The sequence below is a fragment of the Paenibacillus sp. FSL F4-0243 genome (assembly GCF_037963295.1).
Taxonomy (GTDB): Bacteria; Bacillota; Bacilli; order Paenibacillales; family Paenibacillaceae; genus Paenibacillus_AQ.
Genome location: NZ_CP150151.1, coordinates 3,656,408 through 3,674,302 on the forward strand (window position 1 = coordinate 3,656,408; position 17,895 = coordinate 3,674,302).

Sequence of the window (17,895 nt, forward strand, 5' to 3'; positions counted from 1 at the left end):
GATTATAACGGACAGCTCCCTTTAGGCTGTCTTTTGAAAACCAAAATTGAGGTGTTACTTTGTCAAAACGACAGTTCCTTTATATGATATTGATCCCCTAGCACACACAAAATTGCGAACTAGAACTGTTTTTTTATTAGTCAAATTTGTTTTAATTCAGTCTAAATAAGCGCTTACATTAGAGGGCAGCTAAACTTACAATTATGTCTAACCATTTAAATTTGGGAACTTCTCCAGCAACGGCGATGAATTTCACTGTCATAGGCTTTCTTGCAAAGCTAGGTTGAATATTTGAAAGGGGGGGGCGTCATGGGGATTACTAGACGAAAAGCAACCGTGATTATTTTGTTTACCACTCTGATTGTTCTTGCTTTACTCGTGTTGAGTTTAACTAACAAAAAGGCGGAGCTACATGAAGATTGGATATTTACAGTAGATGGATACGCCGTAACAGAGGACGAATTTCAATTTTATGTCAAGGAGCATAGAGCTATAACGGCAGACTATTTCTTCAGAACTTATGGGGTCCAAGTAGATGAGGGCTTCTGGACACGTCAATACGGAGAAAATCATGAAACCCCAACTGAATACGCCAAAAAATCTGCAATGACTGCATTGCTAAAGACCAAGCAGGAGCAATTTATTGCAGATGAGCGGGGGATCGCCCCTTACAAAAGCTTTGATGAGCTAAAATCCGACATGGAAGATGAAAATGTTAAGCGAGCTAAGATGGATGATTCAGAAGGGACTTACTATGGATTGCCTCAGTTTGATTTAAATCAATACATGCAATATTTAAGTGGCGCCCGTTGGCCGGATTTGGTAGAAACGCAGGTTAAAAAAACGAAAATGAGCGAAGCAGAGTTGCAAGTTGAGTATGCATCAAAAAGTGCGGAATATGTTCGTGTTGCAAATGAATTGACGGCTGCGTTAGCGACAGCGGGACAGGCCAAGGAAGAGAAAGTGCTAAACCGTTTGGATATATCCAAAGAAGAAACCGAGTCTCTTAAGTTCTGGGAGTCTTTAGCTGCTGCTTCTGTAGGTGAGACAGTAATCGGTAAATATATGGGCGAGGATGTCGTTGCCACATTAACCACAAAACCGGAAATCACCAAGCTTAAACTGGAAGAAGTGAAAGATTCCATTCTATACGGATCGGCGGAGTCTGACTTGCGAGCGTTAATTGCAAATACGAATAAGTTGAAGATCGTATATAACGGTAATCGATTCAGTGAATTAGTAGTGAACTAGAATAGTTATGTTTTTAAGTTTATAAAAATCTATGTCTATTGAGGCTTCCATAGATGCAGATTTTTTATAAAGTATTAATTTATTAATTTCAAAGGGAGGAAGTTTTTGGATGATACGATCGAAATGGATGCAAAAAGCTTTGTCGATGATTACGGCAACTTCGTTGGTGTTCCCTGGTCTGTTCGGCTTGGCGCCTTCATCTGAAGTGTCAGCTGCGGGAGGGGGCGAATCTTTTGACTCTGTTGTACTAGAATTGACACAAGCGGCAGGTCAGGCAGGCAGGGTGAATCTTACCTATAAAGGTTCGCCTTTAAGCAGTCTCGTGAAAGGACCGGTTATTGACGAGGTTAATTATGATTCCAGCAATGCGAATCTTTTAACTGTTAATAATCAGGGGAACATTACTTTAGCTAGCGGTTATACATTTGCGTTGCCAGGTGCTCCGGGCATCCCGGTGACAATCACGGCCGCGGCGAGTTATTACCATGACTCAGATGTATTATTCATGGAGGATTTCGAGAACAACAATGGTCCAATGACATCAACTGGCAAATTAGGTTCGTCATACACGCTTTCCGATGCTCAGTCCCGTTCTGGAATGAAAGCGATTACACCTTCAAGTGATACGAATAATGAAAATGTTGCCCAAGACGTGGCATTGCCGACAGGTAGCAATTATAAGATGACGGCATGGTATTTTGACCCGTATCCTGATGAGGAGAAGACAGCGACGGATAGAACTCAATTTGCTATTGTAGATGGCAAAAATGCCACCTTTGCCGGGACATTCTATCAAAGTTCAGAGGCTGATGTTATTCATAACCCGACTAGATATACTTGGGCATATGCACCATCATCAGCGGGTACAGCAGGAAACCGTTGGAAAGATAGCGGGGCTTTACGTTCCACAGGCTGGCATAAATTCGAGTGGCTCATTACACCGAATGGTGCGACTTTACAAATAGACGGAACATTAATATCCGATTCAGCGCAAAGTAATATTTACAAAGCTATGAAGAGCGGTACAACCATTCAGCCTAAAATAGCAGGAGGATGGAACAACCAGTCAGGCAACAAAGCTTATATTAAAAATAAACATCTAATCGACGATTTTTATGTTGTTAAAGATGTAGCTACAACAACAGGAACCAGAACATTAACATTGAATTTGGTACCTCCCGGTGGATTGCCAAATTTAGAAATAATCACTCAGCCAACAGCGGCAGAAGTGAAACAAGGTGAGACGGCAACATTTAGCGTTGCGGCATCAGCCGCTGCTTCAGCATATCAATGGTATGTATCTGACGACGAGTCTGGCTTGAACGGGACAAAAGTCAGCGGAGCTGATAAGGCGCTATTAACGCTTCCCAATGTGGACGCAGCTTCACAACAAGGCAATTTCTATTATTGCGAAGTGTCTACGGCAGACGGAATTGTGGTGAAATCCAATGCTGTACCGTTGTTGATAACCACCAATACACAGGTGAATGCGCCAATTAACCCGACGCTTGACTCGGACACGGGCATTTATAGTGGCGCTTCCAATTACGGTGACACCCTTGTAACGCTGTTCAAAGACGGTGGACCTGTTGGTTATTATTTATCGAAAAATGGAGGACCCGACCAGCCTAACAATCATGAAAGGCATCATGTTCTGCCCTATGCAAGGGCACTGGGAGTGGGCAACTACACGGTTACAGCCATTGTCATTAATAATGCGGGGGACATCAGTGAAGAAGTTGCAGCATCCGGAATATTAAAGATCGAGAAATTGCCTGTACCGGTAAATGTCAGATGGAACGGCACATACGCTACATGGGACCGTGTCGCTAACGCATCTGCCTATTCGGTTCAACTCTTCAGTAATGGAGTGGCTAAAGGAAGCCCGATTGCAGCAACAAGCAATGATGCGGCTTTGTCCCCGACTTTAAATGATACATTTAAAATAAAAGCAAACGGCAACGCAACGTCACGATTCTTAGACTCTGATGAATCAGGAGAGAGTGCACAATATTCAGCCAACATTGCGCTAATTCGCCAGAGCGATACTTTACGAGCTGGAGATAGAACGCGGTTAATCGTTGATACTTCTGATGTGTTTGTTGCTGATAACATCAGCTTCAGCCCGGCAGATCAAGACAAGGATAAGATTGAAGTTGATGATGCCGGATTCGTGACGGTTAAGAAAGGTTATGTTCCAACAGGGAGCGAAGAGGTCACTGTTCAAGTGAGCGTTGATTACTTCAATAAGGCTGACACTATGTTTTACGATGGATTTGAAGGGGAGAAGAAATTTTCAAATGGTGCGAACGGATATGTTCACAGCGATGTGATGTCCCGTACCGGAGGAAAGGCCGCAACATTAAGCGGCGCCGGTCAGGTGGCTACTGTTCCAGGTACCTATAATTACACCCCCGCAACCGGTAAGACAACAATCGTTACTGCTTGGTATTATGATGATGGCAGAGCGGCTTCCAATGACCACGCTGTCTTTGGTTTAACCCCATCATCCAATGAACATATCGCAATAAATTATGGCAATGGAGATGGCGATTGGGCCGGAAATCTGACCAATTACGCAGTCAGACCCGGTTCATCCGGGAGATTCTATCCTGTAGATGTCAAGCGAAGCGAAGGCTGGCATAAATTCCAATGGTTCGTTACATCAACGGGAACGACCTATAAAATCGATGGACAAGACATTCAAAGGCAATCAACTGACGGCGGCAATTTTGATACCCTAGTTAAGAACAATATTTCCAAGATTGATGCATTGCAGCTTGCTACGAACTGGGGCAACAAGGCTGGAACGATTAAGGATATACAGAACAGGCACTTTATCGATGACGTATATGTTATCGATAGTGAAATAACAGCCCAAACCGGAACATCTTCTATTACGCTAAAGCTCATGCCCAAAGAGTATAGCCACTTGGAAGACAGCACATATGTTATTGGTCTGGACGACTATAATATCACCGTAAATCCTGATTTAGCAGATCTAGCTGGAGTAGAGATCGGCGCTGTAACACTGCAGCGGGATGTGGATTATACGGTTAGCGGTAATGTATTGAAAATTAACAAAGAATCATTCGCAAGAAATAATATCGTGCCAGGAAAATATACCGTTAGACTGGATCTGAATCCTGCCGAAATCACATTCGAGTTGAACATTCTACCACTTGAAGTCCGTGATTATTATTTCTCCAATAACGGTGACGATCATGCAGATGGACGCACACCGGCTACGGCATGGAAATCAATCTCCAAGATTAATGAATATGTATTTATGCCAGGTTCAACCATTTATCTGGATGCGAATAGCGTATGGAATGAACAAATCAGACTGCGCGGCAATGGTGAGGAAGGAAATCCGATTACGCTTACAAAATATAATACGACCGACCCTAACCAACGCCCGATAATTAATGGTGGAGGAACAGCGTCAAGCCCATCAGGCATTTCCTTAAACGGTACCATTGAGTTATATGACGTTAACTATTGGGTAGTCAGTGGAATTGAAGTAACGAACATCGGCAATAAAGCAGGTGACGGCCGTTCTGGTATCGCTGTAATGTCACGGATTTCCAAGCTGGGACAAGGTCAGTTTAATATTCAAGATTATGCTGATGCTCGTATGCAAGGCATCGTCATTCGAGATAACTACGTTCATGATGTAAATGGGCTGCACCAAGCAAATGGAGCAAGTAAGGTGTCCGGCGGCATCATTATTAATGGTTATGTAGATATATTGGTTGAAGGGAATAAAACCCTTCGCTGCGATAACGAAGGTATTCGCAACAATGCCTACGGGCCAAGCAATCCAGGGACGAATAACACAGGCATTACTTGGAGTAACTCAAGCTATCCTTGGGCATCAAACGCTGTGTTTAGAAACAACTGGATTTCTAGTTCGGTTGGAGATGGCATTGTCATGTCCGGCGGGAACAACTCCCTTGTGGAACGAAATGTGGTTACAGACAGCGGATACAGCTATTTAAGCGATAAGAGCGGCAACCTGGTTACGAACTGGGGGCCAAATAATACAACGCCAACATATCTAGGTTCGCAAAACTATGCGGCAGCGTGGATTATGGCAAGTAAAGGTACGATCTTCCGCTATAATGAAGCCGTGGATAACCCTTATCATGCAAGTAATGACGGTATGGCTTGGGACATTGACAACTATTGTCAGGACAATGTGTATGAATACAATTACAGCCGAAATAACTATGGCGGTTGGTACTTACAGATGAATGCTGCCAAGGGCAATATCGTTCGCTATAACATTAGCGTGAACGACGGTCGCAGCCCGGATTTTAACAAGAGCTTTAACAGTCTTATATTACTTGCGGGAGGTTCTTCAACGAGCGAGGAATTAAGCGGATTATACTATAACAATGTCATCGTCACACCATTGAAGAATAGCAGTTCGTTAGTATTTGATCCGACGGCCTCCAACTTGCATATTTATTTCCAAAATAATATTTTTGCCTACACTGGGGCAAACAACCAAGTTGGTCTGAAAGGCGGGGGAACATCAGCTTCATTTGCAGCCGGACGTTTTACGAACAACATTGTATATCCGGCTAATCTTTTTGGTAGCATGAACGCAGGCGGAGGCGGGTATCTAGGTGCAGGCGTAACAGCAACAGACAACCGCTATGTATCGGAAGAGGAACTTAACTCTATATTAAATGATTATAAATCTGCGCCGGAACATTGGATTACCAACAGCGGAACAGTGGATGCCAAGCTTGATTACAGTGCGATGAACGGGTTCCGTCTTGCTGACGGTAATAACCTGGCCTATAGTGCAGGTGCCGAGATTGTAAGCCCATATGTGGATCGCGCGAACGCTCTGCCTCATATGACGGAGAGAACAGACTTCTTCGGCAATCCACTTAGCGGCAGAACGCCTTCCATCGGCGCACACAACCCTTATGCGGTAACTTTTGATTCCAACGGTGGCAGCGAAGTGGTGATGAAGTTCGCAGATATGGGCGGGACAATTACCGAGCCAACAGCGCCGACAAAAGAAAACACTATTTTCGGCGGTTGGTATCAAGATGCAGAATTAAACGATGTCTGGGATTTCGTTGCTGATCCTGTTACAAGGGATATTGAATTATATGCGAAATGGGTTGAAGACGCAGGTACTGCGCCAATGATTACGACGAAATCACTTGCGGATGGCAAGGTAGGACAACCTTATTCGGCAGTTCTTACCACTGACAGCGATAAGCCGATCAAATGGGCTGTTGTAGAGGGTCAATTGCCATCAGGATTTAGTTTGGATGAAGATGCAGGTGTTATCTCGGGTACACCGGATCAATGGGGTCAATTTACATTTAAAGTTCAAGCTAACAATGACGCAGGCAGTGACTCGAAATCGTTCAATATAGTGATCACTGAAGATGTCTCAGTTGACACAGCTCCGGAGATTATCACTAAGACTTTGCCGAGTGGCAAAGTTGGACAACCTTATACGGTAACATTAGCGGTATACGGCAGCGAACCGATTACTTGGAAGGTCCAGGGAGGAGATTTACCAGTAGATTTGAACCTAGATGAAGCAACAGGCGTTATCTCGGGTACGCCTCAAGAGGCAGGATATTACGAATTCACTGTTGCAGCAACGAATGATTTTGGTATAGATAAGCGAGTATTGAGCATCGAGATTAAAGAGGATATGCCAGTTGATACAGCTCCGGAGATTATCACTAAGAATCTGCCAAGCGGCAAAGTTGGAGAACCTTATACGGTAACATTATCGGTATACGGCGACGAACCGATTACCTGGACAGTGAGTGATAATTATTTACCTGCAGGGTTGAATTTAGAAGGAGCTACGGGTGTTATTTCAGGGGTGCTTACTGAAGCGGGAACATACAAATTCACTGTTACGGCCTCTAACCATGCTGGTATGGATACGATAGAGTTAACTATCGTAATTACTGCAAATAATAACGGCGGAGGATCAGGTGGCCAAATCAGCACGCCGACTCCTTCTCCAGAATCACCTGTAGCAGATCTTATTGATACTACAATCAAAGAACAGCTGATGAAAGGCAATTCCATTGCATTGACGATGTCAGCCGGAAAAGATGAGCTTGAGATTCAAAACGATACGATCGGTGCGATTATTAAAGCCAACAAACCGCTAACCGTTACGAATGACACCGTATCTGTTGAATTGTCCCCTGAATTGTTGAAGCAGTTGAATACAGGCAAGAGGATGAAGGTTGTCATTAAACCTGTAAATGATAGAGACGGAGTTATAGGGCGGGGATATGAGTTGAAGATCTTCGCAGATGGCCGGGAAGTAACGGATTATACAGGGCTTATACCAGTAACCTTCGATCTGACAAAAGAGAAGTTGTCGACTAACGATATTAGCATGTTATGCGGTGTCATGCTTCGATTAGACGGTAACATGGAACGCTTAGGCGGCAAATATGACCATAAGACAGGTAAATTTACCTTCACGGCAAAAGGACTAGGCTATATCTTTGTTACAACCAAACCTGAACCTATGAAATTAGAACTTACTCTAGGTAAGAAAGGGTATAAATTAAACGGAATCGAAATGAGTATGGATGTTGAGTCGATAGTAGTTAAAGGAAGAATGTTAGTGCCACTGCGCTTCGTTGCTGAGAGCTTAGGAGCAAATGTAGGCTGGGATAACATTACGAAAACCGTAATGATTACCTTGGAAGGTCAGACTTTGTCCATTGCGATCGGTGAACTTGCACCAGGAATGGATGTTGCAGCTGAACTGGTAAACGGACGTACTATGCTCCCATTACGCTTCATTGCTGAATATTTTGGTGCAGATGTATTCTTCAATAATACTACGAAATCCATTAGTATCATGAAGTAGTATTCGTTAGTATTCGCTAACAATAGCAGCTACACACGAAACCCTCTAACATGCACTGCAGCGTCTCATAAAGATTCGTTTCGAGGACGTTGAAAAGGCAATCGCTGAATAATTATGAATATTTCATTTTCAGTTATCATCAAAAAATCTTGATGATAACTGAAGTGCACCCCTTAGAATAGATATTGGATAAACCCCATGGTTTGTCCGATGAAATTCTAGGGGGTGCATTTTTATGGCGATTAAAGGGTAGAAGTTTAAGACATACTCATATGAGATCAAAAAAGAGGCCATTCGTTTACTAACGACCCCCCCGAGAAGTTACATTCTGCTCTTTTAGAGAAACAAATCCTGACAGATTCATATCCGCCAGGATTTGTTCAATTAAGAGCTGTAAACCTCAAAATCGAATATCGAATATCCGTATACGGTCCCTCTAGCAGTACAGAGCACTCTGACGTAACGTCCGCTATTTGCGGTAAATGTAATATCGTCAATAGAACCATTACCGGTCGTTGTTACGTAAGTATCCGTCCATGTTGTTGCATCGTTAGACACCTGAACTTTGTAGCCTTTAGCGTAAGCGTCTTCCCAATTCAACTTAACACGGTTTACGCTTTGGGTTGCGCCCAGATCGACGTAAATCCATTCATTGTTGCTTCCTTCGATGCTCGCCCAACGGGTAGTAGAGTTGCCGTCGGTTGCCTTGGAAGCTTCAAATCCTACACCTTCGATAGAACTGGCTACCGCTGTCTTGCCCAGCGCAAGGTTGATACCGGCAGCGGGAGTTGAACTTGTAGTTGCTGATGCGGTATTACTGTTAGCAGACAGGTTGCCTGCGGCATCGACAGCTTTTACCATATAGCTGTAAGCTGTCGATGCGGTAAGTCCGGTATCGCTGAAGGATGTGTCTGAAGGCGCTCCTACTTCCACGCCGTCACGGAATACCCAGTAGCCTGTTACACCGACATTATCGGTAGAAGCAGTCCAACTCAGATTAATTTGGCTGCTTGAAGCTGCTGTTGCGTTCAGATTCGTTGGATCCGAGGGAGCTTGAGTATCCGCTGCACTGTAGGTAGGCTTCCACCAGTTCCCCGAGATGAACAGTAGGTTCAGCATGTTAAAGGAGTCGCTGAAGTAACTTTCCTTTTTGTTCTTCATCCAGTCCCATCCTGCATTGACCCAAGCTTGATGCGTGCTGGTAGTCGTCGCTGCGGAGATAAAAGGCGCTACGAATACCGCTGTCGCATAAGTACCGCGATTCGAACCGTTCAGTTGGTAACCGTCCTTCACATTGTTCGGATTGTTGCCTGTTTTTCCTTTGATCCATACTACCATTTTATTAGCGATATCCTTACCACGGGTGTCTCCGTACAAAGCGTAATCCATTACGATACGAAGTGGTACACGGCTTGCATTGTAGTTGTATTCATTTGTTTCAGGGAACTCTTCCAAATAGTTTGGAGGGGCCGGCTTAGGCGGGTTGCCTACCACAAAGTCCGAAATCAGACCTGTGCTAGACGAATAAGCTGCTGTAAATTGGCTGTATACGTTATACAGATTGTTGATGACATTTAGCCAAGTTGAATCTCCAGTAACTTCATTGAAAGCCCGTAGATGACTGAGCATCCAGTCGGAGGGACGCGTATTCAAGGCGCTCTTCGTATCCCAGTCACCAAGATTCAGCCTGTTGTTAGTTGTCACATTGCTAAGCTTAATAGCGCCAATCATCTTTTTGGCTTCAGCCAAATAATTGATCGTTCCAGTCGAGCCCCATTGGCGATCAGCTAGAATAAGGGAGTAAGCGATATCGAGGTCCCCATCTGTTGCTGAACCGAAGTGCCCTTGAGCCCCAGTACTATCTGCTATTACCCATCCCATCAGGTTCGGATTATTAGAGCTCTTGAACGCTCTAGCCGTTTTGAACAAACCGTCATAGATTGTTCTGGAATTCGTATCGTATCCAGCCATTAGCACGGTAATAACCATACCGTATCCTTGACCTTCCGATGTGCCGAGAGGATCGAAGCCGTCCGCTTCGCCAGTAATATCACCTTTTACATAGTACCCTCCGGGCAGGGAGGACAAGTTGTTTTTAAGATAAGTAGCCTTCCAATAGTCATAGTAGGAAGATACAGAACTGTTCATCGAGGATTGACTGACGTGGTTTGGTTTAATGATACCCGGATAGCTGACTTGTTGAGGAAACGGTTTCAATTCACCCGCTCCATGAGCTTTCCGTTGAAGCGGTGCAGGGGCGGCTAATGTCGCTAGAAGCATAACCGCCGAAAGCATGACAAGTAACATCACTTTCATTGTGCCTGAGGTCGATTTCAATGAGTACACAAAAATTCCTCCTTTAGTGATGGTTAGTTTAATTAACGTCAATGAATCCTCCTTCCCTTTAGACTGATCTCCAAAGTAAACCGCTTAACAATAAGTGCTGTTCACACCTCTAAAGTTTAAGCGCTTTAACTTTAGGGCGAAAGTGACATTTTACATATATGCTGAAGAGATGTGAAGGTACGCACTTCAATAGGAAATCATCGCATCCTCAACGTCACTTTTCACCTACAAGTTACAAATCACTAGCCAAACAGCATTACTTTATTCACACAAATGTAACACAACTATTTTCGCCGTGTCTAGGTGCTTTAAAATAAATTAAAAAGTAATGTTCATAAAGTAAAAGCGTTTATATTAAAGAGATTATAGCAAACAACATGGTCATACTGGATTAGATGGCACGAGGAACATTCTGAAATCATCCAAAAAGAAAAAGAATTATTCATACGGTTTCATAGCATAGTCAGAAAAATGAGCATCAGTCCATCGGTGAACAGACTGGCGCTGGATACGATCAGGACATCAATAGACGCTGTTAATCTCTTGGCATAAATGGCGGTAATTGAGAAGATAAAAGCCGCCACAATTTTAAATCCTTCACCCTTGAAGGAAAGGAATAACTCTAGCAGATTACTCTAGAATTTGAGCTGATTACATTGATAAAGCCGAGCAGGCAGCTGTTGAATTTATTTTTGCTCAACCTCATGCTGGCTCAGCGCTCCTTATCTGAATGACCGCATACAGTGAAATGGAGAATTCACAAAGATGTTCCAATTGTCTATTACATGTTGCCTAAGTTCGCGAAATAGCGTAGTGACAAAGGATTCACAAAAATGGTTGTTTTTACCTTGTTATACATTGTACAATGTGTAACGAGCCTGGTGTTCATTAAGGTGATCATTTATCAAACTAATAAAAAACCTGGCATTACCAATGCCTACAATAATGAGCCTTACTGGGACAAGGAAGAAAAGCAATCCCGTGCCAAGGTTGTTCAGTTAGCCATGGATATGGGATATCAGGAGGCGAATGCCGACGATACCATTCATATCAGCGAACAAAACGCGGTGACTATTAACGAGCGATTTGCCGAAAATTGCAATATATATGTTTGTGGGGTTTGCTTATGGTGAAGAGAATAAAACTTCGTACGCTGTTTATAGGAGGGTGTATTACCCTCTTTTTTCTTGTTTTACTCGGCAGAGTGTTCTGGATTCAGGTGCTGGATCGTGATTTCTGGCAAACCAAGGCCGCAAAGCAATGGGCCCATACTTCGGTGTTTAAAGCGGTGCGTGGCACGATCGAGGACCGCAACGGCAGGATGCTGGCTAGCGATGTGCCCGCCTACACGGTAGTGGTCAATCCGGAAGCGATTAACGCTCTCAGTATCGGGGGAGAAGTTATCACCGGCCTACATGAACTGCTCGGCAAGCCTGAGGACGAGCTTAAGGCGCTCGTGGAAGCCAAAGACGAGAACGGCAAGTATCTGAAGAACCGGGAGATCCGTAATGAAGGCTGGAAGATAGACCAGGAGCTGCGCGACAAGGTCAACGAGTTCATTGAGAAACTGAAGGATGAACATGACACTCTGGAGACTGGCGTCGGCCTGATTAGGGAGCAGAAGCGCTATTATCCGCAACAAACACTGGCCGCACATATTTTGGGTTATACGGACCGCGATGGCAACGCGGTGATGGGGTTCGAAAAGTATTTTGACAAGCAGCTTAAGGGTGCGGATGGTAAGCTATTCTACCAGAGCGACGCCAAAGGCATCAAGCTGCCTGACTCGGAGGATACTTACCAGCCGGAGGTCAATGGAAGTACTTTCAAGCTGACGATTGATAGCACAATCCAGTATTATATCGAGCAGGCAATGCAGAAGGCCTATGAAGAATATAAACCCAAGAGTATTACGGTAATTGCCGCGGATCCCAGCACCATGGAGATATTGGGGCTAGCGAATATGCCAACCTTTAACCCGAATGAGTTCTGGAAATATGCCTCTGATCCAGGGGTATTCTTCAACCATGCCATCAAAACAAGATTTGAACCAGGCTCCACGTTCAAAATTGTACCTCTTGCCGGAGCGGTGGAGGAGAATTTGTTCGATTCGGACGCAACCTTCATGTCCGGTTCTATCCGCATCAAGGGGTACGGCAAGCCACTGTATGACCAGAAGAGAAGCGGTTATGGCGAAATCTCCTTCCTGGAAGGCGTGAAGCGGTCAAGTAACGTGGCCTTCGTCAAGCTTGGCTATGAAATGCTCGGTCCGGAAAGGCTGCTGCAATACGTGGATGATTTCGGATTTAACGATCTTACCGGTATTGACCTGCCGGGCGAAATCAGCGGAATCGTCAATCCGACTCCGAATAATGCTTCAGAGAACGCGACGATTGCATTCGGGCACGGCAAAGTGCTTGTTACTCCGATTCAGCAGCTTACCGCCATCTCGGCTATCGCCAACGGCGGAAAACTGATGGTGCCGCACGTGGTCAAGGCGACCACCGATCCGAATACCGGCAAGACTACCGTAACCCAGCCCCAGGTGGTACGTCAGGTTATTTCCGAGGAAAGCGCCAGGGAAACCAGCAGCTATCTGGAGCAGGTCGTTGCAGACCTGGTCCATGGAACCGGCCGCCATGCATATATTGAAGGCTATAGTGTAGCAGGTAAGACCGGTACGGCGATTAAACCCGACGGTAAGGGAGGGTATGACCGCGATAAGGTGCACTCGTCCTTCCTCGGATACGCACCGGCTAATAATCCGAAGATTGTGGTCTATGTCGGCATTGACGAGCCTGCTAATGCTGCTGGCGGTGGTGCTGCGGCGGGGCCGGTGTTTAAAGAGATCGTATCCGAAGCATTGTCATATATGGGGGTGCCAAAAGTTACATCGGGCGATGGAGGCAGTGTTTCCAAATCCGTCAAGAATGCACCATCCGCGCAGCGCTCCGCACCCGATCTGACCGAAAAAAATGATGCAGGCGGCCAGAAAATTGATGATTGATTAGGGCTTTTATTTTGAAACGGTCGGAGGCTCAATATCTGGACTATGGATTGGTGTCGGTGAACAATAACATAGCCCCATTAGAATCCGCGCCTGGCGCGGTTTTTCTGTTTTATGAGATCAAGTTCTTGTCCTTTGCTTAAGACAAGAACTTGATCTCATTGCCGATTTCATGAGCATCTAAACAAATATTTTTTAGATTGTGTTAATCTGTCTAATAGTGAATTCAATTTAGAGCGAGGGATGTTACTTGAAAAGAAACGTATTATACATTGAAGATAATGAGAAAATAGGCAGCTTTCTAAAAGAAGAATTGGAACAGCGGGGATTTTCAGTTCAGTGGCTGCTTTCTGGTGAAGGAGCTGAAAAAGAGGTAAATCAGCATGAAATCGTTATTTTGGATATCATGTTACCCGGTTTAGACGGATTTACTGTGGGGAAACGATTAAAAAAGGCAGCTCCTGCTGTTCCTATTTTGCTGTTAACAGCTCGAACATCGATAGATGATAAGGTAGAAGGTTTACAATTTGCTGATGATTATTTAACGAAACCATTCCATACGGATGAATTAGTTGCAAGATTAGAAGTACTAATCCGTCGAAGTGGCGGAACACATTCCGAACGCATTTCATTAGGAAATTATATTGAAGTAGACTCAGAAGGCCAAATGGTATTTGACAAACGCACAGGAGAAGAAATTATATTAACAGCGAAACAACATCATATTTTAATGTACTTCTTACGCCACCCTAATCAAGTTTTACCAAAAGAACAAATCTATGAAGCCATCTGGGAAGAAACATATATAACTGGCGATAAAACACTAATGGTACATATCCATCGACTGCGTCAAAAGTTGGAACGTCATCCAGATTCCCCAGAGATTATTGAAACGTTGAAGGGAATAGGCTATCGGGTGAAACTATGAAACAGACTAAATCATTATTTCGTCATTTTCTAAAAGGACATTTTCTATTTATCTTTTTGCCTCCAACTATACTTATTTTCTTATCTGCGTTCATTGAATCTCCTATTAATGGAGAAGAGCTGAATGCATTAAATCTATTTTACGTTGTACTACTTTTGTTTGGTTTTATTATTGTCGCATTTGTTGTAATATCTTGGATTTTCTTCTTAAGACTTCGTAAACGTCTCACCCGCTTACAGGAAGCCATGTCATTTTCAGCTAATCATAACTCATTTCCTAGACCAATATCTGTTCAAAGTGATCGTATGGATGAAATAGACCAGTTAGGCAATTCTTTTAATTGGATGATTCAGCAGCTTGAAGACAGCCGCAAGCGAGAACATGAAGAGGAATTGTTACGACATCGACTCATAGCGAATTTATCTCACGACTTACGAACGCCACTTACCATTTTGAGAGGACATGTCACCCGATTAAATAAAGAATCAATGAGTCTAGAAGGACAAAATTCATTAACAGAAATGAATCATACGATTACAAGAGTGGGGGATCTAATGGATGATTTACTTTCCTATACATTGCTTACATCAGGGAAACATCCTTTTAGGCCCACTTCAACAGATATTGGACGTTTAGTAAGAGCATCTGTTGCTGCGTGGTATCCTGTATTTGAAGAAATAGAAATCCAGATCGAGGTTGATTTACCGACAGAGGCAACTTTTTATTGGGAAGCAGATCCTAAATGGATGACACGGGTTCTGGATAATTTATTTCAGAATATTCTTCGTCATGCAGCAGAGGGGAAATATGTAAATATTGTGGTTGATGTAGAAAAAGAACAAATCATTGTTGCAGACAGAGGTCCAGGTATGGATAACTCTTCCTATGAGCGTGGGGCGGGGATTGGTTTATCGACTTCAAATTATATGTTGAAAAAAATGAAGCTGAAAGCTGATTTCACATCAAATGATAGTGGCACAAGAGTAGCTATCGGAAGATCTTAACCTAAAGTTAACCCAGAAGTAAACAGCATGATAACCGAGTTGTAACTTTGCTTCTTTATAATTAGAACCATAACAGAAAGGAAGTGTTATGGTTGCTTACAATTAATAACTTAGTCAAACATCGCGGAACTAGGGAAATCTTATCGGGTATCAGTTTTAAAGCTAGACCAGGTAGAGTAACTGGTTTTTTAGGTCCAAACGGGGCAGGTAAAAGTTCTACACTTCGCATCCTGCTTGGATTAGACCGCGCTACCTCAGGGAGCGCACTCATTAATGGAAAGCCATTCGCAGAATTACATAATCCTCTAGCAACAGTAGGTGCCGCACTTGATGGCTTTGGAGCTCATCGTATGCGAACAGGACGGGCACACTTGCGTTGGATTGCACGTGCTGCAGGATTGTCTAACTCACGTGTCGAGGAAGTTCTGGAAATAGTAGGTCTTACTAATGCCGCTGGGAAAAGAGTTGGGCAGTATTCTCTTGGTATGGGGAGAAGACTGGGAATAGCAGCTGCGCTACTTGGTGATCCAAAAATATTGATTTTAGATGAACCCGTAAATGGGCTCGACCCAGAAGGAATTCGGTGGATTCGGACATTTTTACGTGAACGTGCTGAATCTGGAAATACAGTGTTATTATCCAGTCATCTAATGGGAGAGCTTGCAGAGACGGTTGATGATGTGGTGATTATTAAGCATGGAACCATCGTTGCAGATGGAACATTGGATGAAGTAATAGGTAACCATTCCACGCTGGAGGAAGCCTTTTTTGCCCTGACATCTGAAAATACAGGTGATGTTGTATGAGAGCATTTAACGCGGAACTATCTAAATTGTTCTCCTTACCGGGTATTTGGCTTGCTTTTCTCATTGGAGCGTTTGCACCAGCGCTTATTGCTGCCTTGGACAGCATAGCACAAAAAGAGGAGATTATAGCTGGAGTTAGCACACGGCTATCAGAAGTTGGCTATATCGGGTTAGCTCTTGGTGTGCAAGGCGTTATTATTCTTGGTGTGCTTGCTGTCAGCAGTGAGTATTTGACAGAGAGCAGTGAATCTGGTGGAGGACAACAGATAACAACGAGTTTAACTGTTATTTCATCCCGGTTTCATTTTTTACTGGCAAAAGCAGGTGCTGTGACTGTGATCAGCATACTGCTTTGTATTGTTGCTATTATGACAACTGTGTCAGCAACGTATCTTATCCTTGGTGAATATGCCCCCGCATTTGAATGGTCCAGACTTATCGGTGTAGTTTGTTACTGGACATTCACTGCTCTTTTAGCACTTGGAATTACTTTTGTAACTAAGAATGGCATCCTCCCGCTTGCTGTGCTCATAATAAATTCATCCGTTGTATCATTTAGTGTCCTGTTGTATAGGGTTACAAAGTTGGCGTTTTACTTACCAGATAGGGCTGGCGCTGAAATGTTTATGTTTACGGACAACACGTCCACAGGCACTTTATTCGACGGGTTTCACACCCCCTTCACAGGCGGTTTAGTCATGTTTGCCTGGGTAGTCGTTTTTTTCATTGTTGCAGCTGTTGTATTCCATAGGAGGAATGTTGCAGCATGAGTGTCACATCTAGTAGAAAGTTAACACAAATCCTTGGTGCTGAACTGGATAAATTAGTTACATTACCATTGATATGGTTCACTCTTATGGGTACATTCATTCTAAATTTAGTTTTAGCCGCAGCTTTTACTTCTGTTGGTGTACAAGGGGCAACAGGTACGCAAAATATACTGAATATAGGACTTGCTTCTATGGGATATCTTCAAGCAGGGTTCATTATTCTTGGAATCTTAGCTACTTGTTCGGAGTATACTGGTGGACAGATTCGAACTACTTTAATTACGATACCTTGGCGTGGGTTTCAATTATCCACGAAGCATTTGGCATTGGCGATTATAACCATTCCTGTGGCGTTTATTATTGCTGCATCTGGTGTACTCTATACTTTTATTATGATGAGAGACACAACAGTAGTGATAGAAATAGACACAATGATAACAACATTAATAGGTGCAACGGGCTATCTAACATTAACCACACTTCTCAGTGCAGCTGTAGGTGCTTTATTAAGACGAACCACTCCTGCTTTAGTGGTACTGCTTGGTTATTATTTCATTGTCAGTCCATTGACGAGGGTTTTTCTACCTAGTAATAAAATTTTTTTAAATTATTTTCCGGATACGGCAGGATCTTATATGTATATGCCGTCTTCCTCTGATGAAATAAGTGTCCTTACACCAATGCAAGGGACAGGTATTTCAATGTTATGGACACTGAGCTTTATTACAGTAGCTATTGTATTTTACCGTAAACGAGATGCCTAGTTATAATTATATCTTATTCAACTAACGGGGCAGGATTGTCGAAGAAGTAAAGGAGGAGTTTCTGATAGAATTCAAAGTAAGTAAAAATTATATTTGGGTATATTTCATAATATTTTACGCCCTATGGTGTATCAGA

Annotated in this window: 11 protein-coding genes and 1 pseudogene; 9 read left to right on the forward strand and 3 right to left on the reverse strand. The window is 43.4% G+C overall.

What is annotated here, in order from left to right; all coding sequences use genetic code 11:
* Window positions 1-309: 309 nt before the first annotated feature.
* Both NSS87_RS16065 and NSS87_RS16070 read left to right on the forward strand, forming a co-directional pair.
* Window positions 310-1,251, forward strand: coding sequence for a hypothetical protein (locus NSS87_RS16065; RefSeq protein WP_339241195.1), 942 nt, complete (start codon window positions 310-312; stop codon window positions 1,249-1,251).
* A 109-nt stretch (window positions 1,252-1,360) separates the two neighbouring features.
* Complete coding sequence (locus tag NSS87_RS16070) at window positions 1,361-8,134, forward strand: stalk domain-containing protein (protein ID WP_339241197.1); 6,774 nt, start codon at window positions 1,361-1,363, stop codon at window positions 8,132-8,134.
* Window positions 8,135-8,518: 384 nt separating this feature from the next.
* On the opposite strand, the gene NSS87_RS16075 is transcribed toward NSS87_RS16070, so the two are convergent.
* From NSS87_RS16075 to NSS87_RS16085, 3 genes and pseudogenes are all read right to left on the reverse strand, one after another.
* A complete protein-coding gene (locus NSS87_RS16075; protein ID WP_339248588.1) occupies window positions 8,519-9,235 on the reverse strand; it encodes a discoidin domain-containing protein in 717 nt (238 codons plus the stop codon).
* Window positions 9,212-10,378: pseudogene (locus tag NSS87_RS16080) on the reverse strand (glycosyl hydrolase family 8); the annotation flags it as partial. The pseudogene NSS87_RS16080 and the gene NSS87_RS16075, both read right to left, overlap by 24 nt.
* A 554-nt stretch (window positions 10,379-10,932) precedes the next feature.
* Window positions 10,933-11,064 (reverse strand): hypothetical protein, encoded by a 132-nt coding sequence (locus tag NSS87_RS16085; protein WP_256716327.1) that lies wholly within the window; start codon window positions 11,062-11,064, stop codon window positions 10,933-10,935.
* Window positions 11,065-11,373: 309 nt separating this feature from the next.
* Here NSS87_RS16085 and NSS87_RS16090 point away from each other — a divergent pair, with 309 nt between their 5' ends.
* From NSS87_RS16090 to NSS87_RS16120, 7 genes are all read left to right on the forward strand, one after another.
* Window positions 11,374-11,613 carry a hypothetical protein gene (locus NSS87_RS16090; protein WP_339241201.1) on the forward strand — a complete coding sequence of 80 codons (240 nt, stop codon included), beginning with the start codon at window positions 11,374-11,376 and terminating at the stop codon, window positions 11,611-11,613.
* The gene (locus NSS87_RS16095; protein ID WP_339241204.1) at window positions 11,607-13,487 is read left to right on the forward strand and encodes a penicillin-binding transpeptidase domain-containing protein; all 1,881 of its coding nucleotides are present in this window, start codon (window positions 11,607-11,609) and stop codon (window positions 13,485-13,487) included. Before NSS87_RS16090 ends, NSS87_RS16095 begins: the two co-directional genes overlap by 7 nt.
* Before the next feature lie 250 nt (window positions 13,488-13,737).
* Window positions 13,738-14,415 (forward strand): response regulator transcription factor, encoded by a 678-nt coding sequence (locus NSS87_RS16100; protein ID WP_042188454.1) that lies wholly within the window; start codon window positions 13,738-13,740, stop codon window positions 14,413-14,415.
* Window positions 14,412-15,419 carry a HAMP domain-containing sensor histidine kinase gene (locus NSS87_RS16105; RefSeq protein ID WP_339241207.1) on the forward strand — a complete coding sequence of 336 codons (1,008 nt, stop codon included), beginning with the start codon at window positions 14,412-14,414 and terminating at the stop codon, window positions 15,417-15,419. The genes NSS87_RS16100 and NSS87_RS16105 overlap by 4 nt, the downstream gene beginning before the upstream one ends.
* A gap of 92 nt (window positions 15,420-15,511) precedes the next feature.
* Entirely contained in the window at window positions 15,512-16,225 is a 714-nt protein-coding gene (locus NSS87_RS16110) for an ATP-binding cassette domain-containing protein (protein WP_339241209.1), read from the forward strand.
* Window positions 16,222-16,995: an ABC transporter permease gene (locus NSS87_RS16115; protein WP_339241211.1), complete on the forward strand. Its 774-nt coding sequence runs from the start codon at window positions 16,222-16,224 to the stop codon at window positions 16,993-16,995. The genes NSS87_RS16110 and NSS87_RS16115 overlap by 4 nt, the downstream gene beginning before the upstream one ends.
* Complete coding sequence (locus tag NSS87_RS16120) at window positions 16,992-17,759, forward strand: ABC transporter permease (protein WP_339241213.1); 768 nt, start codon at window positions 16,992-16,994, stop codon at window positions 17,757-17,759. The genes NSS87_RS16115 and NSS87_RS16120 overlap by 4 nt, the downstream gene beginning before the upstream one ends.
* Window positions 17,760-17,895: the final 136 nt, after the last annotated feature.

Excerpts from the sequence above, each read along its gene's own strand:
- NSS87_RS16115 (WP_339241211.1), top strand. The coding sequence starts at position 16,222 with ATGAGAGCATTTAACGCGGAACTATCTAAATTGTTCTCCTTACCGGGT.
- NSS87_RS16120 (WP_339241213.1), top strand. The coding sequence starts at position 16,992 with ATGAGTGTCACATCTAGTAGAAAGTTAACACAAATCCTTGGTGCTGAA.
- NSS87_RS16095 (WP_339241204.1), top strand. The coding sequence starts at position 11,607 with ATGGTGAAGAGAATAAAACTTCGTACGCTGTTTATAGGAGGGTGTATT.
- NSS87_RS16065 (WP_339241195.1), top strand. The coding sequence starts at position 310 with ATGGGGATTACTAGACGAAAAGCAACCGTGATTATTTTGTTTACCACT.
- NSS87_RS16105 (WP_339241207.1), top strand. The coding sequence starts at position 14,412 with ATGAAACAGACTAAATCATTATTTCGTCATTTTCTAAAAGGACATTTT.
- NSS87_RS16070 (WP_339241197.1), top strand. The coding sequence starts at position 1,361 with ATGATACGATCGAAATGGATGCAAAAAGCTTTGTCGATGATTACGGCA.